Below are 19,439 nucleotides of genomic sequence, written 5' to 3'. Positions count from 1 at the left end.
ACATGTACATGTTCAGCAGGAAGAAGTACTCCAAGAAGCAGCAGCAGCCGCCACCGGCCCGCCTCCCGGACGGCCCGCCGGTCGGCCAGGGCAATCCGGTTCCGCCGGGCGCACCGGGCGGCCAGGGCAACCCCGCACCGCCTGTCGGCCAGGGGAACCCTGTTCCACCGGTCGGCCAGGGGAATCCCGTTCCGCCGGTCGGCCAGGGGAATCCCGTTCCGCCGGTCGGCCAGGGCAACCCCGCACCGGCGCGTCCCGCCTGGGGGCGCGTCACGCCGACCCCGAACGCCGACGGGCCCGCCCGCGACCATCTGACCGCCCCGAAGACGCGGGCCGTCCCCCAGATTCCCCAGATCCCCCGCGCCGACACCGGCGGTGATCTCAGCGACATCGAGGGCGATGTCGACTTCGACACGGGTTTCGACGACGACACCGGCCAGATCGTCCCGCCGCTCACGATTCCCGGGCGGACGTTCACCTCGGCCGAGGCGTTGTCGCCGCGCCTGCTCGCGCTCGACGACGAGACCCGGTACGCGATGAACCACCGGCGCAACATGGAACTGTACGAGACCCTGTGGGCCTACTACTTCGATCCGAGAACGGGCAGGCCCAACCCGGACGCCAGACCGGGCATGCTCTACGGCCTGATGTCGGGCGACATGGAGGACACCACCTACCTGGCCACACCCATCGAGACCCCCGACATCCTCGATTTCGTGGGACGGGCCGAATCCACCGGCAACTGCCTCATCCTCGCCCAAGGCGGCGACGATCTGGCGGAGGGCCTCCAGCGGGCCGACTACATCCACGTCATCAACATGCGTCACAGCTTCGACCCCCGGTCGTTCAACCGGCGGATGCGGCGGCTCGTGCTCAACGTCGGCTCCCAGAAGGCGGCGCTGGAGCTGGCGAGGGCACTCACCCCGCTGTTCGAGCACCCCCAGCTCGGCCCGCTGTTCGTCAAGTTCAAGATGATCGTGGGGGTCCTCCCCGTGGACGAGATAGTCAAGAACGACAAGATGGTCGTCTACTACCTCGTCGGCGACGACCCCGGTGACCACTCCGACGTCATCGGGGACACCCTGCTCGCCGTCGTCGCGAAGGCGCTGCCCGAAGGCCAGGGCAGCTTCGCCGTCAGCCCCTTCTACTCCCGGGTCGCCACCTTCGCCGCGTGGGCGGAGGAGGCGGAGCACTACCTGCCCGGCAAGAAGGAGACGAGCTTCACCGACAGCCGGGCCGAGGTCGTCCGGTCGGTGATCGTCCAGGCCGAGAACGTGCCGGACGCCGCGACGCTCGCGTCCCTCGTCTTCCAGGCGATGGAGGCCGCCGGTATCCCCGGGGACATGCCGCACCGCCACTCCTGAACCCGCCTGCCTCCCACCCCGGTCCCGTTCTTCGGGGACACGGGGTGAAGCGAGGCGGTCACAGTCCGATGAGTCCGGTGTGGCCGAGGAAGAACGCGGCCCGCACCCGGTCGGGCCCGGTCAGGTCCCGGATCCCGGCCGCGGCCCGGCCGGAGGGGCCGTAGCCGGACTCCGGGTCCGCCGGGACCAGGACGCCCAGCTCCGGGTCGGCCCGGGAGGCTTCGACGATCTCGGTGGTGAGCAGGTCGACGACGCCCTCCTCCAGGATCTGGCCACGGGCCACCGTCAGGGTCTTCTCCTGGAACGCCGGGTGGGCCAGGCGGTGCACGAACTCGTGGACCATGACCCGGTAGAGGTGGGATCGCCAGGCCCCTCTCGGCCCCCAGGCCGGGCCCGGCACGTGGTCGGGGACGTAACGTGCCGCCTGGCCGCCGGTGAGGTGCGGGGCGGAGTGTTTGAGCACCTCCCCGGTGTGTCGTGACAGCTCGGGGTCGGTGTCGAGCCACCGCCGCAGCAGGCCGTCGAGGGCCTCCCGGTGGGCGGGCGCCGCGTGGTCGTAACCGGCGGCCTCCGGGAAGGAGCCGGGGATCGTGTGGGCCAGCTTGCGGAGCAGGCGCAGGCGGGTGCCGGGGTTGTCGGGGATCGCGCCGGAGCCGGTGACGCTCGCGGCGTAGTCGAATCCGTCGTACAGGGGACCGTCGGCCCGCGCGGCCGGGTAGGGCCGGAACTCGTCGTGGACGAACCGCTGGATGCGTGCGGCCAGCCCTTCGATCCATCGCGGGTCCTCGATCTCCGGGGTGGCCCACCAGCGGTGCCGCTCGGCCAGCGCCGCCTTCAGCGCGGGCCGCAACCGGATGGTCAGTACGGCGCCGTCCAGCCGCCGCCCGGCGGAGGTCCGGCCGTAGATCTCCGCGAGCCGGGCCGTCGTGTCGTCGCCGGGCGGGGAGAGCGAGGCGGCGAGCATCGGCTCCAGCCAGCCGGTGAGCGACAGCACCTCGGCCTCGAACCGGCCGCCGGGCGCCCCGGGCTCGGTCCGCCGGGTGTGGACCCGGCCGACGAGCCGGGCGAGCGCGACCGCGCCCGAGGGGAACGCGACCGACCCCGGAGCGAGCCCGACCGAACCCGAAGGGAACGCGGTCGAACCCGAAGGAAACCCGACCGAACCCGGAGAGAGCCCGACCGACCCCGGAGAAAGCCCGGCGGCGTTTCGGGTGAGCAGGTCGAGCCCGTGCAGGATCCATCGTTGCCCGCCCTGACCGGCGGCCTCGACGTCGATCCAGTGGGACGGGAACCGGGGACCCGCGCCGCACAGTTCCGCTTCCATCGTACGGAACACCCGCTCCGGCCCCTCGGCGGCGAGCCGGTCGTCCAGCGCGGTGTCGCCGGGCACGATCCGGCCGGACAGCGGCGCGCCGTCCCGCTTGGTCTTGACCAGAGGCGGTACGCGGGGTTCTCCGGTCACCTCACAGCCCGATGAGCGCGGTGGCGCCCAGGAAGTAGGCCGCGTGGACGTTGTGGACGGTCAGCATGTCCCGGATCTCCTTCGCCTTCACGCCCGCGCTCGAGTAGCCCACCTCGAAGAGGCTTTCGTGCGGATCCACGTAGGGGATGTCCCCCAGGATCGCCAGACGGGTCCGCTCGTCGGTGGCGGCGTCCGCGACGAGTCTTTCGAAGGCCTGCACAGTGATCATGTCCGTGAAGCCCTCCTTGAGGATCTGCTTGTGCCCGAGCGGCTCGGCCGCCTCGACGAAGTCCGGGTGGGTGAGGCGGTGCAGGAACTCGTGGATGAGCGCGCGGGCCTGACGCCACCGCCAGTCGGCCCGCGTCATCCGGTCGGGGTTCGGGTAGAAGGGCTGGACGGCGATGGTGCCCTTCCCCGGGGAGTGCGCGGAGGTCAGCCGGATGACCCTGGCGAGATCCTTCACGAAGTCCTCCTCCTCCAGCATTCCGCCGAGCACCTCGTCGAGGAAGGCCCGATCCTCCCCTCGTCCCGGAGAGTAGTTCCCGGCGGCGAACGGCGCGCCGTACTTGCTTCCCCAGCCGACGATGTCGGCGCGGCTGTACAGCCAGTTGAGCAGCGCGGGCCGGTCGGTGCTCTGGTCCTCGGTGCTGCGCAGCATCTCGGAGTAGACGAAGCCCGTGTAGTAGGGGCTGTCCGGATTCGCGAGCGGGTACGGCCCCAGCCGGGTGGCCACGAAACGCTGGATGAAGTCGGCGACGTCCCGGATCTCCTGGAAGGGACGGCGCTCGGCCTCCTCCCCCGTACTGGTCAGCCAGTTGCCGAGTTCGCTCCGCATGACGTTCTTGAGCTGGGCGACGAGCGGGCCCCTGACCACCTCCCGGTCGAGCTGCCCGGCGGCGGATTCTCCCGTGATCGTCCGGCCCGGGTGGTAGAGCGTGCCGAGCTTCCGGACGGTGTCCTGCTCCGGCTTCGCGAGCCGCCCGACGAGCACCTCCCTGAACCATCCGCCGATCCGTACGACCTCCTGCTCGAACGCCCGCTCCGGTGCCTCCACGGGTGTCCTGGACTGTGCCTGGCACCGTTTGATGAGCAGCGTGGCGGCCCGCACGGTGTCGACCCCGGCCTCCCCGAGCGCATCGAGATTGTCACCGAAGACGGACAGGGCGTGCATGAGCCAGTGGACCTGGTCGGGGGGATACCGTGCGACGATCTGGTCGCCGATCTTCGAGTCCGGTTTGACGAGCAGGGAGAGCTGCCGGTTGAGGAAGGCGGCCTCCTCGCCTTTCCGTACGGCCGTGACACCGGTGTAGTCGATCTTCGCGACCAGGCCGGTCTTCCCCACGACCAGGTCGGGCCGCCTGCCGGTCGGATCGCCCCGCCCGACGTCCGGCGTGATCTCCCCGGCCAGGGCCGTCAGGGGGTCGGGGGCCTTCTCCTTCTCCCGCTTGTCCTTGGTCAGACCGGGACCATCCACCTGGGAGGAGTCCTCGTCGCCGGAGTCTCCGGACGTGGGGACGGACGAGCGCCTTCCGGGCAATCCGCGCCTCAGCATGCGGATCCCTAGCCCAGGTCCGGGGAAAGGGCTCTTCCCCTGCGGGAGCGTCTCGACGAACACGAAGGGCCACTCGGCGATCTTGGTTGGAGCACGGGTCCATGCTCCACCAGGAATCCCGGGCGAGCAACACATCCCTTATACGGGAAAGATATGGAAAACGCCGCTCTCACCACGGAGGCGCGCACGGTCGGTGTCGAAACGGAAGATGCTCCTCGGCGACACAAACCCTGATCTCCCAGGGCGATGGCCGCGTACGGCCGCCGCCGGGTGGGATCGGCAAAACCCGGTCACATGAAGGCCTCGACCTGGGCGGCGAAGTCGTCGGGGGTGACGACGCGCACGCCCAGGGTCTCGGCCTTGGCGCGCTTGGAGCCCGCGTTCTCCCCGGCCACCAGCAGGCTGGTCTTCTTCGAGACGCTGGAGGAGGCCTTGCCTCCGGCGCGCTCGATCAGCTCGTTCATCTGGTTGCGGCTCAACGCCTCCAGGGCCCCGCTCATGGAGCCGGTGACCACGACGGACATCCCGGCCAGCGGCAGCTCGGTCGCGTCGCCCGGCTCGGCATCGGCGGTGGCGTCGGTGTCGGGGATGGCGGGTGGCGTCCAGCCGGGCTCGGTCATGGTGACCCCGGCCGCGACCAGCTTGTCGATCAGCGGCGCGAGCTCGGCGAGCTCGGCCACCACCGCCGGGGCCTTCTTGGGGCCGATGCCCTCGACCGCCTCGATCGCCTCGGCGTCGGCCGCGCGGATGGCGTCCATGCCGCCGAAGTGCCGGGCGATGCGGCGGCTCATGGACCGGCCGGTGCCACGTACGCCCAGCGCGCAGAAGACCCTGCTGAGCGGCTGGGCCTTGGCCCGCTCGATGGCGGCGAGCAGGTTGTCGGTGCTGGTCTCCCCCATCCGCTCCAGGCTCAGCACCTGCTCGCGGGTGAGGTAGAACAGGTCGGCGAAGTCGGCGATCAGCCCGGCGTCCAGCATCTGCAGGATGCGGTTCTCGGCCAGGCCCTCGATGTCGAGCTGATCACGACCGGCGGCGTAGCCGATGGAGGCGATCGTCCGGCAGGCGCGCCCGCGCACGCACCGCCACCGCTCCTGGGAGGTGTCGATCGCGTCGCCGCAGGTCGGGCAGACCTGCGGGATCTCGATCGGCCGCTCGTCTCCGGTGCGCAGGTGCACGACCGGGGCCTCGACCCGGGGGATCACGTCACCGGCCTTGTAGACGGTGACGCTGTCGCCGAGCATCAGGCCACGACGCGCGATGTCGGAGGCGTTGTGCAGGGTGGCGTAGGTGACGATGCTGCCGTCGAGCTCGACCGGCTCCAGCACGGCGCGCGGGGCGATGACGCCGGTGCGGCCGGTGTTCCACTCGACGCCGATCAGCTTGGTGATCTTCTCGGTGGCGGGCAGCTTGTAGGCGACCGCCCACCGGGGCGCCCGCGTGCCGAAACCGGCCTGGGCCTGGTCGGCGGCGAGATCACACTTGATCACGATGCCGTCGATGCCGAAGGGCAGCTCGGCCCGCTTGGCGGCGATCTGCTCGACCCGCTCCTGGATCTCCTCCAGGGTGGTGGCGACGATACCGCCGACGTCGGTGACGGCCGGGGTCCGCGCCCCCTGCGCGGCGACCCACGCCATGATCTCGCTGTGCGGCAGCTCGCGCAGCCGCGTGGCCGTCTCGGAGGCGTCGCCGGGGTGCGACAACGCGCCGTAGCCGAAGAAGGTCAGCTCGCAGACGTACGGCCGGTCCTGGGCGCGCAGCGTGCCGGCGGCGGCGCTGCGCGGGTTGGCGAACGTGGTGCCGTCGTGCGCCTGGCGCTTGGCGCACGCGTCCTCGAACTGCGACGCGGTCATCATCACCTCACCGCGTAGCTCCACCGTGACCGGCTCGGCCAGCCTGGCGGGCAGCCCCACGATGGTGCCGATCGCGTGACTCACGTCCTCACCCGCCACACCGTCACCCCGGGTGACCAGCTGCGCCAGCCGCCCGCCACGGTAACGCGCGGTGATCGCCAGCCCGTCGAGCTTCGGCTCCACGCTCCACCGGGTGACCGGCCGGCCCAGCCTGCGCTCCAGCGACGCGGCCCAGTCGACCAGCTGCTGGGCACCGAAGACGTTGTCCAGGCTCAGCATCGGCACGGTGTGCGGCACGTCGCCGACCACCGCGCCCCCGGCCACCTTGCCCGTCGGCGAGGTCGGCAGCACCTCGTCGGGGTGCTCGTCCTCATACGCCTGGATGCCCCGGACCAGCCGGTCGTAGGCGTCGTCGTCCAGCGTGGAGGTGCCGTCGCCGTAGTAGGCCGCGGCGGCGTCCACGGCGAGCTGAACGGCCTCGGCATAGGCGGTCTGATCAGCGAGAAGGGTGCTGGGGGGTGCGTCGGTCATGATCCCATCATCTCGCCCGGCACCGACAATTTCCGGTCCGCGGAACGCGGCCCCGAGCCGGGGTGTCCCTCCCGGGTGATCCGGTCGTCGGGGCCCGGCGGGCGGGGACGGCGGCGTCGAGGGGCCCGGTGGCGGGACGGTCCCACCGGCGGCGGCTCGGCAAGCAGCTAGTAGATCTTTCCGCGCTCAGTATCAAATGTAACCCTCGGGCGGTTACAGTTCCCGCGTGCGTTTTATCCCCTTTGTCATGATTTCCGTTGTGCTCACCGCGACCGCCGTGTCCCCCGTCTCCCCAGCGTGGGCGATCACGAACGGCTCGCCCGACCTGACCGTCCACCCGCAGGTGGGGGCCATCATCGGCGACCAGCCGAACGGCGATGGCACCTGGTCCTACTGCACCGGCACGCTCATCTCGCCGACCGTCTTCCTCACCGCCGCCCACTGCTCGGAACCGGGGCAGAAGACCGCCCGGGTCTCGTTCTCCAGCCGCTACCAGCCCGGGGACAAGGTCTACACCGGCCGCTACATCCCCGACCCCCGGTACAAGGACGAGTCCGATCTTCACGACATGGCCGTCGTCGTCTTCGGCACGGCGATCCCGGGCATCACGCCCGCCAGGCTGCCCACCGAAGGGCTGCTCGACCGCCTCAAGGCCGACAAGACCCTGACGACGATGCGGTTCACCCCCGTGGGGTACGGCGCCATGGCCACGGCCAAGGGGAAGGGGAAGCACCGGGTCCGGCTGACCTACAACGACACCCGTCACCAGACGTCCATCTCCTTCGAGGCCCTCACCCGCAGGTGGCTCAAACTGTCGCTGGACCCCGCCAAGGACGACGGCAGCACCTGCTTCGGCGACTCCGGCGGCCCCAACTTCCTGGGAGGGCTCACCTCGGACCTGCTCGTGGCCACGACGATCAGCGGGGACGACGACGCCTGCAAGAAGACCAACTACGACTACCGCCTGGACACCCCCCAGGCCCGAAGCTTCCTCAAGAAGTTCGTCACACTTCCCTGAACGGACGGAACGCCGCTTCAGAGACTTCATCCACAACGGCCCGGCACGGGACGCCGGACCACTTTCAGGCGAACCGCTTTCATAGATAGCCAAAAGGGAAATTGGCCTCCGCGAACAGGGAAAGCGATTACGCCTGAAAGGCATCGCCGACTCCTTTCGTGGATAGCATGTTCGCGCTGGCAGCGCGCTCACCTCTTACCCCGGGAGGGTTTCCATGCCACGGGTCCCGGCCTCGCCAGGAGGAGCCCCATGGCCGTCGGGAACCTTCCTGGAACGACTGCCGGAGCCGGCCCGGCAGGCCCTGCTCGCCCTGGGGGTCACCCGGACATACCCCGCCGACCACGTGCTGTTCCACCAGGGTGACGCCGGAAGCGTCGTCTTCGTCGTCATACGCGGCCTGGTCAAGGTGACCGCGCGCACGGAGAACGGCAAGGAGTCTCTGCTGGCGGTGCGGGTCCGGGGAGACGTGATCGGCGACATGGCCGTGCTGGACGGGTCGGCCCGCTCGGCGACCGCCCTGACGTGCGGGGCGGCCGTCACCGAACTGATCAAAGGCGAGGTCTTCCTCGAATACCTGCGACGGCATCCCGCCGCCGCGCTGACCCTCAGCACCCTGATGAGTGATCGGCTGCGCTGGGCCAACCAGCGCCGCCTGGAGTTCGCCGGATACGACAGCGACGTGTGCCTGGCCCGCCTGCTGCTGACCATCGCCGCCCGGCACGGCCGCCCCTGTCCCGACGGCACGGACCTGGGCGTCCCGCTGACCCAGATCGAGCTCGGCAGCCTGATCGGCGCCAAGGAGAGCACCGTTCAGAAGATCCTGCGCGCCCTGTCGGCGCGAGGGCTGGTACGCACCGGCCACCGGCGAGTGGTCGTCACCGACCTGCCGGGCCTGACGGCTTTCGCCAGCCTTCCCCCGCTCCCTCCCGGGAGTCATCCGGCAAACCCCTATTAATCCGGGTTTCCAACGGCCGCTCGCCCGCACAATCGACGCTGGCACAGCATCGCGGAGCCGAAGAGCCTGGAGGATCGCATGCCCGACGAACGGGAATACCGCCTGATGATCACCTCGGATATCGAGGACTACGGAGGTCGCCGTGACGGCGACCAGGTGGAGCTGCAGAAGACACTCATCCGGGTGTTCGACCTGGCCGCCGGGGCGGCGGGTCTGGCGCTTTCCGAACTGAAGCGGCAGCCGCAGGGAGACGGCGAGTTCATCGTCCTGCCGCCGGACACCGACACCACGGCCGTCCTGGGGCCCTTCGTCAGCGCGCTCGCACAGGGCGTCCAGATCGTCGATCGAGGGCGCTTCCGCACCCGCCTGCGCCTGGCCGTACACGGTGGGCACATCCATGTGGACGGCGCGGCCGGGTCGCCGGGCGGCCACGCCGTGCAGTCGGGACGGCTGGTGGGGGCCGATCCGCTGCGCGCCGCCATGGGCGCGTGCCCGGACGCCGACCTCGGTGTGATCGTTTCGGATCGGATATTCGAGGACTTCGTCGGGCAGGGCTACGGCGGCCCGTCTCCCGAGGACTTCCGTCACGTGCGGGTGAAGGCCAAGGCCCAGGAGTACCGCGCCTACGTTCATCTTCCCGGGCACAACGTGCACCGGCTTTCCGAGCTGGACAAATACGACGTCGAATCCGGGGCGGGCAAAGGCCCAACAGAAACGGACAAAAGCCCCTGGGTCAACGTCGGCCGCGACTACTACGGTGGCAGCACCAACAGCGCCACCGGTAACGGCGTCGTGGTCTCGGGAGGCAGGGATGCCTTCTTCGGCGAGGATCGGCGACGGGAAGGGCCGTCTCGATGAGCGAGCCCGCACCCGAGCCGGACGTCCCCGCCGCGCGGGCCCACGGGCAGGAGAACACGCCCCCGCCGACCGGGGAGGCATCCCGGACATCCGATCGCGACGATCACGACGGGCCCGGCGGCCATGACGGCCATGACGAGAACGAGGACGAGGACGAGGCACTGGCCAGCCGTTTCCGGCGGGAGGAGGACCACCTGCGGTTGCGGCTGGCCAGCCTGCGAAAGCTCACAGCCGGGCGCGACTGGTTCGGCGGCCCCGTCAACCACGCCAGCGACCACGCCCGGGTCTACGGCGCCGGACGCGATGTCAACGTCATCTCATCGGATCGCCCGCCGGTGCAGAGCGCACCAATGCCCGAGGAGCACCTGGAACGACTCAGGGCCTGCCTGGTGCCCACCGAGTCGCAGACGCGGCTGGCCGGGCTGCTGGCCGACGAGCCCCTCCTGCTGCTGCGCGGCCCTCGCGACACCGGCAGGAGCACGACCGCCACCGCCGCGCTGCTGGAGGTCACCCGATCGTGTCACTGGCTGGTGATCAACGATGAACCCGCCCATATCGACACGAGCCACCTGGAACGGGGCACCGGATACCTGCTGCTCGCCGACGGAAGCTCCTGGACGGCGCGGCTGGAGGAGGCCGCCGGTTACCTGTCGGCCGTGGCGGCGCGCCGCGAGTGCCGCATCGTCGTTTTGATCGGCCCTGACCACGACCTCCCCCACCGGGTGGTGGACCACGCGCCGCCCGCCGCCGACCAGGTCTTCCGAAAGACCTTCGCCTACCTGCTCGGCGACCCGGACGCCTGGCGAGCGCACGGGCTGGACGAGCATGACATCACCAGTCGGCTGTCGGGGTGCCAACCGGCCGACGCGCTGCGGCTGGCCCAGTGGCTGGCCGACGGCGTACGGCAGAACCAGCCCGTGGCCGAGGTGCTGGACGCGCAGCCGCTGTTCACCCGTACGCGGTTCCACGAACACCTCGACAGGGAGCCGACGAGATTCGGCCGGTGCTTCCTGGTGAGCAGCGCCGTGCTGCACGGCCTGCCGGAACCGGTCGTCTCACGGGCCGCCCTCGACCTTTCCCGGCAGATTCTCGACGGGAAGCAGGAAAGCGAGGACTACGACGCCGCTCCCGTGTGGGAGCGACTCGGGAAGTGGCTGAGCTACTCGGGGATCAGCACGGTACAGGGCGGTCGACGAGGTGAGGGGCGGCGCCTGCGGCTGCGCGACGAGCTCGCCCCCCTGCTCCTGCCCATGATCTGGGAGGAACTGCCCGCCGTTCGCGAGCACCTCTACGCGTGGCTGCACCGTCTCGGCGAGAGTACCGACGAGCATGTGCGGATCAAGGTCGCGCACGCGGTCGGCCTGCTCGCGACCTGCGACTTCGACCTGATCGAGAAGGAGTTCCTCGACGGCTGGAGCCGCTCCCCCAAGGTCGGGCCGAAACAGCTCGCCGCGTGGGCGCTGGAGGCCGCGACCAGCGATCCCGAGATAAGGGACCGGGTGCACACGCTGCTTCGCACCTGGTCCGAGACCGGCCCCTACCAGCGGCGGACCACCGCGGCGATCGCCTACGGCTCGCGGACGGGGACGCAGGACATCGACGAGGTGTTCAGGTCGTTCCACGTGATCACGCTGACCACGAGAAACTACTGGCTCTGCGATGCCGTGGCCCGGTCCATCTCCGACATCTACAATGTCGACACCGCGCGGCCCATCACCTCGGAGCTGGCCCGATGGGCACGCGCGGACAAGCCCGGCGGATGGCTCGCCGCCGCACTCGCGCTCGCGCGGCTCAGCCCGCTACGCCACGACGACGCCCGGCCCGCACTGTTGGACCACTCCACCGAGGACGACCTGATCGCCCTGTGGACCCGCTCCCTGGAACTGAGCCTGTCTCCCGACGAGATGGCGGGGCGGGGGTCGGGTCTGGCCGGCCAGCTGTGGCGGCTGTTCACCGACTGGGTGCGGGAATGGGAGGAGCGCCCGTCGCTGCGGCCGGTCCTCGAAGGCGTCTTCGCGGCCGGTAGGTCGGGCCCCCTCCGGCTGCGCCGCACCTACCAGCTCTACCTGCTGCTGTGGCGGCGCGACGAGACCATCTCCCCTCCGCTCCATCGCCATCTGACCCGCATCCTGAAGGACGGTTGACCGATGTCGTTCCTCATCCAGCGCTTCAACGCCGCCCCGGAACACCCCCTTCCCGAGGTGGGCGACGACCTGACCTTCTTCTCGCCCGCGCGCGGGGAGGCGTTCGACTTCACCGTGACGGTGCGCCTGTACCGGCTGCCCGGCGGCAGACGCGGCGCGTGGACACCCGACCGGGAGGAGGTCGACCGCGTTCACGACCTCGTACGACAGGCGGTCCGCGCCACGACGCGCGATCATCACTTCTCCGAGCCCGGCAAGGCCGAGGAGGCGGTCAACGGGGTTCTTGAGCGTCGCCTCGCCTCGGCGTCGCGCGCCGACGGCGCGATCATCTCCCGCTGGAGCGCGAAGGCCGAATTCGGGCTGCCCGAGGAGGTGAAGGCGGTCAGCCGCGCCCACCAGATCGGCATGTACGAGATCGAGGCGCGGGCGGAGGCCACGAGGCTTCGGGTGCGAAAGCTCAGGGAGTCCAGCGAGGTCTACACGGAACTCCTGTCCGAGGCCACCGGGAGCTCGTTCGCCCGCTACGCCATCCGGCTTGCCGAGAACCCCGGCGACACGGCCGGCATTTTCGAGCAGATGCTCGACGCCCGCCGGGAGGACGCCGAGAAACTTCTCGACCTCGTCGCGAAGATCGTGAAAGCCCAGCAGTCGGCGAACGTCTACGATCTCGTACTCGCCAGCGACAGCGCGCTCCGCGAGGCTTTCGGACGACTCGGGATCCCGTTGCCGTCCGCCGGTCCCGACTCCCTGTTCTCCCCTCCTGAGGAGATCACCTGACCGAGCGGAGAGGCACAGAGGCACGGCGGTCAGCCGGTCAGCGCCGTCAACACCAGCCAGGCGACTGTGGCGAGGGGCATCAGGGCCATCCAGGGCAGGCTGCGCCGGATCCGATCGTGCCGGTGCAGCGCGATGTCGGCAAGGGTGGAGATCAGCGACCACGCCTCGCGCCGCTGTGCCTCCGCACCGACGGGTGAGGCGGCCTCCGCGCCCCGGACCAGGCCGAACCGGTTGGGCCCGGCCGGGCCGGTGAGACGGGGACGCATCGCGGCGACGAGATGGTGTCCCGCGACAAGGCACCCGGTCGCGAAGAGCAGCACCAGGACAACCGTGGGGCCGCTCCGCCACGCCCCACCCAGAGCACCGGTCTGGGTGGCGGCGACCGCGGTGAACCCGAGATGGATCGTGGCCACCGTGGCCAGTTTGGCGTCGGCCTGCTGGACGTAACCGTGGAAGATCGCCAGGGCCTGGAGGGCGATGTCGAGCGACTCCGCCGCGCCCAGATCGTCGTTCGCTTCGCGTCGCACCATCGAGACCTCCGGGGAAGTGGCGCTGTCGGGACACCTCCAGCTTCGGCGCTCCTTCGGTGGACACACCCGCATTTCTACGGCCTTCCCGGCATTCTTTGCCGGGAGGGCCGACCATGGGCGGCCGGACGCCCTCTGGCACCGCGGGGACCTGGGCCGGAGGCGGCACACCCTCTACCCGACGGGTGATTCATGCCCTGATGTCCGATTGCTGAATTACTCATCCCGGCCGACGTGAAAAGTACACGCGCTTTTGATGATTGATGCTATGGCCGCCTTTAGGGCATGACCACATAATTGATTCACGTCAGGACCAATTATGTCGGCGCCGAGAGGAACGGAAATTCACCACCCCTGACCGCGCTTCGCCCTCCGGCGGGCGCGCGTATTCGACCGCGGTCCGCGGACGGTTGCCGAGGCACCGGTGCTCGTGCACGTCACCCAGGCCCTCGGCGGTCACGAAATCGTCCGCGTCGAAATCGACGCTCAAAACAAACTTCGTCATGCCAGAAAACAGGAGAAATAAAACGTGGACTCTCAGGTAAAGAAGCGGCCACCACTGCTTCTGTTGTGCCTCGCCCAGTTCATGCTGACGCTCGATTTCGCGATCGTGAACGTCGCTCTGCCGTGGATCAAGACCGACCTCTCCTTCACCTCCGGTGCCCTGCCCTGGGTCGTCGGAGCGTACGCGCTGTTCTACGGCGGCTTCCTGCTGCTGGGCGGACGCGTGGGCGACATCATCGGCCGCAAGCGCATGTTCGTGTGGGGCCTCGCGATCTTCACGATCGCCTCCCTGGTGGGCGGCTTCGCGACCACCTCCGTCGTGTTGATCGTCGCCCGTGCCCTGCAGGGCCTCTCGGCCGCGGCGGTGGCTCCGGCCGTACTGGCGATGATCGGCGCGGGCTTCCCCGAGGGGGAGGCGCGGGCCAAGGCCATGGGCGTGTTCGGCGCGGTGTCCTCGGTGGGCTTCGCCGGAGGTGTCCTCGCCGGTGGCGTGCTGACCGAGGTCTTCGGCTGGCGTGCCGTCATGTTCATCAACGTCCCGGTCGGCATCGCGATGGTCGTACGCGCCGCGATCCGCCTCGACGACGACAGCGTGTCGACCAGGTCCTCGCGCATCGACGTGCCCGGTGCCATCCTGGTGACCGCGAGCATGTGCTCGATCGCCTACGCCCTGACGATCGCGTCCGACGAGGGCTGGGGCACCGCGAGCGTGTTGCTGGTCGTGGGTGTCGCGCTGCTGGCCGTGTTCCTGTTCGTGCAGACCCGTGTGTCCGCGCCGCTGGTGCCGCTCTCGATCTTCCGTAACCGCGGTGTGACGGGTGGCAACCTGGTCGCGTTCCTGTCGGGTGGCGTCATGTCCATCTCGACGTTCTTCATCACGCTCTACATGCAGCAGGTCCTGGGCTTCTCGGCCATCCTCACCGGGCTCGCGTTCTTCCCGCAGGCCCTCGTGGTCGTGCTGGCGTCGCTGCCGGTGGCGAAGACGACCGCGCGGATCGGGGCTCGTCCGGTGCTGATCTTCGGCGCCCTGTTCCTGGTGGTCGGCTCGCTGACGCTGGCGCTCGCACCCGCCGACGGCTCGTTCCTGCTGAACGTGCTGCCCGGCGGCATCCTGCTCGGCGTCGGCGTGACGGTCATGATGATCAGCACCGCGGTGGCGGCGACGTCCGGGGTGGCCGGTGCCCAGATGGGGCTGGCGTCGGGTCTCTACAACTCGAACCGTCAGCTCGGGGTCGGCCTGTGCCTCGGCGTCGCGGTGGCGGTGGCGTCGCTGGCCACCGGATCCGGGCAGGGCATCTCCATCGAGGGGATCCAGACGGCGTTCTGGCTCTCCACCGCGCTCTCCGTGGTGATCGTGATCATCTCCGCGACCGTTCTGCCGTCGGCGCGTACGTCCCTCTCCGTCTCGAAGGCCACGTCCGTTCCGGAGGCCGCTTCCGCCTCCGTGGCCGGGGTGTAGGTCTCCGCGCGTTCGAGGGCCGGTCCCGGCGCACACCGGGACCGGCCCTCTCGCCGTGTCCGGCCGGGCTCCCGGCGCGTACGGCACCGTGCGGGACGCTCACCTCGCCGACGGCTCGTTCCTGCTGACCGTGCCGTCCGTGGACTCCCTCAGCCGCCCAGATACTCTCCCGCCGCGTCGAGGAGCCAGGCCGCGAGGTAGTTCGCGAAGGACGAGCGTACGAAGATGTGGAACTCGTCGCCCTCGCGTGCGGCGAGGACGACCTGGGCTCGGGCGAGCGTGGTCTGGGCGCAGCGTCCGGGGCCGAACGCGCGGGGGTGCAGGTCGAGGGCGCAGCCGTGGGAGAGCAGGTCGCGGGCCCTGGGGCCGGTCACGAGCAGTACGGCCCGCTGGGCGGAGACGTCGGTGACGGCGGCGTGACCGGTTCCGGCCGCGGCCCGCAGGCGGGCCTCCAGGCCGGTGTCGCCCGGCGGCCCGACGACCAGCCACTCGTCGGGGCCGAGCCACAGCACCCAGGGGTCGCCCACGGAGGTACCGGGTTCGACGGGGAGCGGGACGCCGAGGGCGCGGGCGATGTCGGCGGCGGTGCCGCTCCCGGGCTCCACCCGCAGGTTGACCTGGGTGAGGAACGGCAGCTCCGCGATACGGAGGTCCGGGCTCGACACCGGTTCCAGCCGGGCGAGCGGGCTCAGCCGCCCGGCCGGAGCCCTTCCCGATGGCTGTGATGTCGAGAACCCCGCCTCGTACGGCGGGCTCGGTGGCTCAGCCATCGCGGCGCGCTCCCTCGGGGTCGTAGAGGACGTGATGGGTGACGGTGACGGGCAGCAGTTCCCGCCCGACGGGCACGTACAGCCGCTCGCCGACGCGTTGGCGCCCTCCGCTGACAAGGGCGAGGGCGAAGGTCCTGCCGAGCGCGGCGCTGCGGTAGCTGGAGGTGACGTGGCCGAGCATGGGGACCGGCGGCTCGGGCAGCCGGTCGGCGGCCACCAGCTGGGAGCCCTCGGGCAGCAGGACGTCCGGGTCGAGCGGCAGCAGCCCGACCAGGTGCCTACGGTCGGGCCTGGCGGTGTCGGCGCGGGCGAAGGAACGCTTCCCGATGAAGTCGGCCTTCTTCTTGGACACCACCCACTCCATGCCGAGGTCGGCGGGGGTGACCGTGCCGTCGGTGTCCTGGCCCACGATGGGGTAGCCCTTCTCGGCCCGCAGCACGTGCATGGTCTCGGTCCCGTACGGGGTGACCGCGCCGGTGGCCTGGATCGCCTCCCACAGGGCGAGCCCGTCCCAGGCGCTGACGTTGATCTCGTACGCCAGCTCGCCGGAGAAGCTGATCCGGCACACCCGCGCGTCGAGGCCCGCCACCCGGGTGTCGCGCCACGTCATGAACGGGAAGCTCGCGTTGTCCACGGCCAGGCCGGGGGCGAGTGCGGCCAGCACCTCGCGGGAGCGCGGCCCGGCGAGCGCGACCGTCGCCCACTGCTCGGTGACGGAGGTGCAGTAGACCCGCAGCGAGGGCCACTCGGTCTGCAGCCACTCCTCCATCCAGTCGAGGACGGCGGCGGCGTTGCCGGTGGTGGTGGTCACCAGGAAACGGTCCTCGGCGAGGCGGATCACCGTACCGTCGTCGAAGACCATCCCGTCTGGGCGGCACATCACCCCGTAGCGGATCGAGCCGACCTTGAGGGTGCTCATCATGTTGGTGTAGAGCCGGTCGAGCAGTTCCGCGGCGTCCGGCCCCTGAATGTCTATCTTGCCGAGGGTGGAGACGTCCATGGCCCCGGCGGCCTCCCGCACGGCCCGGCACTCGCGCAGGACGGCGGCCTCCATGTCCTCGCCCTCCCGGGGGTAGTACCAGGGCCGCTTCCACTGGCCGACGTTCTCGAACGGCGCTCCGCGCGCCACGTGCCACTCGTGCAGCGCGGTGACCCGGACGGGGTCGTGCAGCGCTCCCCTGTCGCGCCCGGCGAGGGTCGCGAAGGAGACCGGCACGTAGGGGGCGCGGAAGGTGGTGGTGCCGAGTTCCGAGACGTCCACACCGAGGGCGTGGGCGACGACACCGCTGGTGAGCACCCCGGAGGTCTTGCCCTGGTCGTGCGCGGTCCCGGCGGTGGTGTAGCGCTTAACGTGCTCGACCGAACGGAGTCCGGCCCCGGTGGCGCGCATGACGTCGGCGACGGTGACATCGCGCTGCAGATCGACGAAGTGGGTCCGGTAGTCGTCGGCGGGGACGAGCCACACGTGCTCGGCGGGGGCTGTCTCTTCGGCTCGTGAGCCCGCCTCCGTGTCCCGCGCTCCTCCCGTTCGCGGGATCTCCGTGCTTCGGGGTGCCTCTCCCGCTCGCGGGATCTCCGTGTCCGGGGGTGCCTCCCCTGCCCCCTGGACAGGTGGGGGCGGTTGGAAACCGGTCGCCTCGGCGGCCCGCGCCCCGGCGGCGGCGCCGTCCTTCAGGCAGGCGGCCAGGGTGAGGAGCCCACGGGCGGCACCGGCGACCTCGACGGCCTGGCGGCAGCTTCCGGGGACGAAGGAGCCGAGCACCTCGTCGTAGTGGAGCGTCCCCCCGGCCTGTCCGAACAGGTGGACGGCGGGGTTCCAGCCGCCCGAGACGAGCAGCAGGTCGGCCTCGATCTCACGCCCGCCGGAAGCGTCCATTCCGGAAACGGCCGTCCCGGAGACGGCTGTCCCGGAAACGGCCGTCTCAGAAGCGGTCGTTCCGGAGGTGTCCGCCCCGGAAACCGCCGTCCCGGAAGCGCCCGTTCCAGGAGTGGCCGTTCCAGGAGTGGCCGTCCCGGAAGCGCCCGTCTCGGAAGTGCTCGTCCCGGAAGCGCCCGTCCCGGAAGCGCCCGTTCCGGGAGCGTCCGTTCCGGGAGCGTCCGTCCCGGGAGTGGCCGTTCCGGGAGGTGTGTCGTCGTCGGGGGGTCTTTTCGAGACGGTCACGGAGGTGACACCGTGCTCGCCGTTCACGCGGGTGACGAAGTGACCGGTGAGCACCTCGGCACCGCCCAGGCCGTCCAAACCATCCGGGCCGCCCAAGCCCCTCGAACCGTTCAGGGCACTCGAACCACCCAAACCATCCAGGCCGCTCGAACCGTTCAAGCCTCCCGGGCCGCCCCGGTCCGGGGCGGTGGTGACGCGCGTGTCCACGACGGCGGCGATCTCGACGCCCGCGGCGGCCAGGTCGCGGGCCGCGGCGTAGGCGCTGTCCCCGGTGGTGAACACCACCGCGCGGCGGCCGGGCAGGACCCCGTACCGGTTGACGTACGCGCGTGCCGAACCGGCGAGCATGACACCCGGCAGGTCGTTGCCCGCGAAGGCGATCGAACGCTCGTGCGCGCCCGTGGCGAGTACGACGCGGCGGGCCCGGACGCGCCAGACGCGTTCGCGGGAGGAGGCGTCCTCTCCCCTGCGTTCCACGGCGACCAGGTAGTTGTCGTCGTAGTAGCCGAACACGCTGGTACGGGTGAGCACCCGCACCTCCGGGTGGGTCTCCAGCGCGGCCAGCGCGGCGGCGGCCCACGTCGTGCCCGGAACGCCGTCGATGGTCTCGCCGGTGTCGGGCAGGCTGCCGCCGGGCGCGGGACGGTCGTCGGCGAGGATCACCCGGGCGCCCGACCTGGCCGCCGAGGTCGCCGCCGCCAGGCCCGCCGGGCCCGCGCCGACCACCAGGACGTCGCAGTGCGCGTACACGCCGTCGTAGCGCGCCGGGTCGGGTTCCGCGGCGAGCCTTCCCCTGCCCGGCAGGCCGGTGGCCACCAGTCCGGCGTACAGCTCGACGACGGTGGCCTGGAGCATCGGCTCGGGGAAGGGGTGCTCGATCTGGACGACGGCGTTGGGCTCCTCGGTCCAGGCGGCGAAGATTCCCCGGGGGCGGCCCAGCGCGACGCTCGTCGCGACCGTACGGACGCCGTTGGCGAGCAGCGCGGAGGCGAGCGTGTCGCCCCGGTACCCCTCGTAGTCGCGGCCGTCGAACCGGAACGGAAGGATCTCCCCGCGATGGCCCGCCCGGCGGAACGGCTGCTCGCTCACCGGCCCACCGTCCTTTCCCTGTAAATCAAGAAACCTCCGTAAGCCAAGAAGTCCCCGTACGCCAAAAAGTCCCCGTAAGGCAAAGTGTCTCCGCGGACCAGGAGGCCCGTGCCGGTCGCCGGGAGGCTCACGTGCTCACCGGCCTTGGCTCGCCGATGTGGTAGACGGCGTGGAACTCGTTGGTGGCGGTGTCGCGGACCGCGTTGAACCAGCGACCGCATCCGGACCCGTGGTGCCAGCGCTCGGCGAACGGCCCCCTGGGGTTGTCGCGGAAGAACAGGTACCGGGCCCACTCCTCGTCGGAGAGCGCGGCGGGGTCGCGGGGGTAGGCGACCTGGGCCTGTCCGCCGTAGTGGAACTCGGCCTCGTCCCGTGGCCCGCACCACGGACAGGGGATCAGCAGCATCGGTCGGCTCCT

At 70.6% G+C, this 19,439-nt stretch carries 15 protein-coding genes; 7 read left to right on the top strand and 8 right to left on the bottom strand.

Annotated elements, in window-relative coordinates; all coding sequences use genetic code 11:
• The first annotated feature begins 2 nt into the window (after nucleotides 1-2).
• Nucleotides 3-1,364: a hypothetical protein gene (locus tag ACW9TB_RS30680; protein ID WP_472751573.1), complete on the top strand. Its 1,362-nt coding sequence runs from the start codon at nucleotides 3-5 to the stop codon at nucleotides 1,362-1,364.
• Nucleotides 1,365-1,422: 58 nt separating this feature from the next.
• Here ACW9TB_RS30680 and ACW9TB_RS30675 read toward each other — a convergent pair whose 3' ends face one another.
• The 3 genes from ACW9TB_RS30675 to ligA all read right to left on the bottom strand — a co-directional run bounded on the left by ACW9TB_RS30675 (nucleotide 1,423) and on the right by ligA (nucleotide 6,759).
• Nucleotides 1,423-2,826, bottom strand: a complete 1,404-nt coding sequence (locus ACW9TB_RS30675; RefSeq protein WP_472751572.1) for a hypothetical protein — start codon at nucleotides 2,824-2,826, stop codon at nucleotides 1,423-1,425.
• 1 nt (nucleotide 2,827) lies between these two features.
• Nucleotides 2,828-4,378, bottom strand: coding sequence for a hypothetical protein (locus ACW9TB_RS30670; protein WP_472751571.1), 1,551 nt, complete (start codon nucleotides 4,376-4,378; stop codon nucleotides 2,828-2,830).
• 290 nt (nucleotides 4,379-4,668) lie between these two features.
• Nucleotides 4,669-6,759, bottom strand: coding sequence for an NAD-dependent DNA ligase LigA (gene ligA, locus ACW9TB_RS30665; RefSeq protein ID WP_472751570.1), 2,091 nt, complete (start codon nucleotides 6,757-6,759; stop codon nucleotides 4,669-4,671).
• Nucleotides 6,760-7,006: 247 nt separating this feature from the next.
• Between ligA and ACW9TB_RS30660 the strand changes: the two genes are divergently transcribed.
• From ACW9TB_RS30660 to ACW9TB_RS30640, 5 genes are all read left to right on the top strand, one after another.
• Nucleotides 7,007-7,777: a S1 family peptidase gene (locus ACW9TB_RS30660; protein ID WP_472751569.1), complete on the top strand. Its 771-nt coding sequence runs from the start codon at nucleotides 7,007-7,009 to the stop codon at nucleotides 7,775-7,777.
• 214 nt (nucleotides 7,778-7,991) lie between these two features.
• A complete protein-coding gene (locus ACW9TB_RS30655) occupies nucleotides 7,992-8,732 on the top strand; it encodes a Crp/Fnr family transcriptional regulator (RefSeq protein ID WP_472751568.1) in 741 nt (246 codons plus the stop codon).
• Nucleotides 8,733-8,810: 78 nt separating this feature from the next.
• A complete protein-coding gene (locus ACW9TB_RS30650; protein WP_472751567.1) occupies nucleotides 8,811-9,590 on the top strand; it encodes a hypothetical protein in 780 nt (259 codons plus the stop codon).
• Complete coding sequence (locus ACW9TB_RS30645; RefSeq protein WP_472751566.1) at nucleotides 9,587-11,734, top strand: hypothetical protein; 2,148 nt, start codon at nucleotides 9,587-9,589, stop codon at nucleotides 11,732-11,734. The genes ACW9TB_RS30650 and ACW9TB_RS30645 overlap by 4 nt, the downstream gene beginning before the upstream one ends.
• A 3-nt stretch (nucleotides 11,735-11,737) precedes the next feature.
• Entirely contained in the window at nucleotides 11,738-12,511 is a 774-nt protein-coding gene (locus tag ACW9TB_RS30640) for a hypothetical protein (protein WP_472751565.1), read from the top strand.
• Between the two features lie 29 nt (nucleotides 12,512-12,540).
• Here ACW9TB_RS30640 and ACW9TB_RS30635 read toward each other — a convergent pair whose 3' ends face one another.
• The gene (locus tag ACW9TB_RS30635) at nucleotides 12,541-13,041 is read right to left on the bottom strand and encodes a Pycsar system effector family protein (RefSeq protein WP_472751564.1); all 501 of its coding nucleotides are present in this window, start codon (nucleotides 13,039-13,041) and stop codon (nucleotides 12,541-12,543) included.
• A 304-nt stretch (nucleotides 13,042-13,345) separates the two neighbouring features.
• Nucleotides 13,346-13,543: a hypothetical protein gene (locus tag ACW9TB_RS30630; RefSeq protein WP_472751563.1), complete on the bottom strand. Its 198-nt coding sequence runs from the start codon at nucleotides 13,541-13,543 to the stop codon at nucleotides 13,346-13,348.
• 24 nt (nucleotides 13,544-13,567) lie between these two features.
• Here ACW9TB_RS30630 and ACW9TB_RS30625 point away from each other — a divergent pair, with 24 nt between their 5' ends.
• Complete coding sequence (locus ACW9TB_RS30625) at nucleotides 13,568-15,001, top strand: MFS transporter (protein WP_472751562.1); 1,434 nt, start codon at nucleotides 13,568-13,570, stop codon at nucleotides 14,999-15,001.
• Between the two features lie 149 nt (nucleotides 15,002-15,150).
• Here the strand turns inward: ACW9TB_RS30625 and ACW9TB_RS30620 are convergent, their stop codons facing one another.
• The 3 genes from ACW9TB_RS30620 to ACW9TB_RS30610 all read right to left on the bottom strand — a co-directional run bounded on the left by ACW9TB_RS30620 (nucleotide 15,151) and on the right by ACW9TB_RS30610 (nucleotide 19,427).
• A complete protein-coding gene (locus ACW9TB_RS30620) occupies nucleotides 15,151-15,771 on the bottom strand; it encodes a sarcosine oxidase subunit gamma (protein WP_472751561.1) in 621 nt (206 codons plus the stop codon).
• On the bottom strand, nucleotides 15,764-19,021 hold the full coding sequence (locus tag ACW9TB_RS30615; protein WP_472751560.1) for a 2Fe-2S iron-sulfur cluster-binding protein: 3,258 nt from the start codon (nucleotides 19,019-19,021) through the stop codon (nucleotides 15,764-15,766). Before ACW9TB_RS30615 ends, ACW9TB_RS30620 begins: the two co-directional genes overlap by 8 nt.
• A 127-nt stretch (nucleotides 19,022-19,148) precedes the next feature.
• Nucleotides 19,149-19,427, bottom strand: a complete 279-nt coding sequence (locus tag ACW9TB_RS30610; RefSeq protein WP_472751559.1) for a sarcosine oxidase subunit delta — start codon at nucleotides 19,425-19,427, stop codon at nucleotides 19,149-19,151.
• Nucleotides 19,428-19,439: the final 12 nt, after the last annotated feature.

It is taken from the genome of Streptosporangium sp. H13245 (assembly GCF_055690525.1).
This window is presented reverse-complemented; position numbering and strand designations above follow the sequence as displayed.

What these genes read in the sequence shown, in the direction of transcription:
- ACW9TB_RS30630 (WP_472751563.1), bottom strand. Translation starts at nt 13,543, where the DNA reads ATGACGAAGTTTGTTTTGAGCGTCGATTTCGACGCGGACGATTTCGTG.
- ACW9TB_RS30680 (WP_472751573.1), top strand. Translation starts at nt 3, where the DNA reads ATGTACATGTTCAGCAGGAAGAAGTACTCCAAGAAGCAGCAGCAGCCG.
- ACW9TB_RS30670 (WP_472751571.1), bottom strand. Translation starts at nt 4,378, where the DNA reads ATGCTGAGGCGCGGATTGCCCGGAAGGCGCTCGTCCGTCCCCACGTCC.
- ACW9TB_RS30660 (WP_472751569.1), top strand. Translation starts at nt 7,007, where the DNA reads ATGATTTCCGTTGTGCTCACCGCGACCGCCGTGTCCCCCGTCTCCCCA.
- ACW9TB_RS30645 (WP_472751566.1), top strand. Translation starts at nt 9,587, where the DNA reads ATGAGCGAGCCCGCACCCGAGCCGGACGTCCCCGCCGCGCGGGCCCAC.
- ACW9TB_RS30620 (WP_472751561.1), bottom strand. Translation starts at nt 15,771, where the DNA reads ATGGCTGAGCCACCGAGCCCGCCGTACGAGGCGGGGTTCTCGACATCA.
- ACW9TB_RS30610 (WP_472751559.1), bottom strand. Translation starts at nt 19,427, where the DNA reads ATGCTGCTGATCCCCTGTCCGTGGTGCGGGCCACGGGACGAGGCCGAG.
- ACW9TB_RS30650 (WP_472751567.1), top strand. Translation starts at nt 8,811, where the DNA reads ATGCCCGACGAACGGGAATACCGCCTGATGATCACCTCGGATATCGAG.
- ACW9TB_RS30655 (WP_472751568.1), top strand. Translation starts at nt 7,992, where the DNA reads ATGCCACGGGTCCCGGCCTCGCCAGGAGGAGCCCCATGGCCGTCGGGA.
- ligA (WP_472751570.1), bottom strand. Translation starts at nt 6,759, where the DNA reads ATGACCGACGCACCCCCCAGCACCCTTCTCGCTGATCAGACCGCCTAT.
- ACW9TB_RS30640 (WP_472751565.1), top strand. Translation starts at nt 11,738, where the DNA reads ATGTCGTTCCTCATCCAGCGCTTCAACGCCGCCCCGGAACACCCCCTT.
- ACW9TB_RS30635 (WP_472751564.1), bottom strand. Translation starts at nt 13,041, where the DNA reads ATGGTGCGACGCGAAGCGAACGACGATCTGGGCGCGGCGGAGTCGCTC.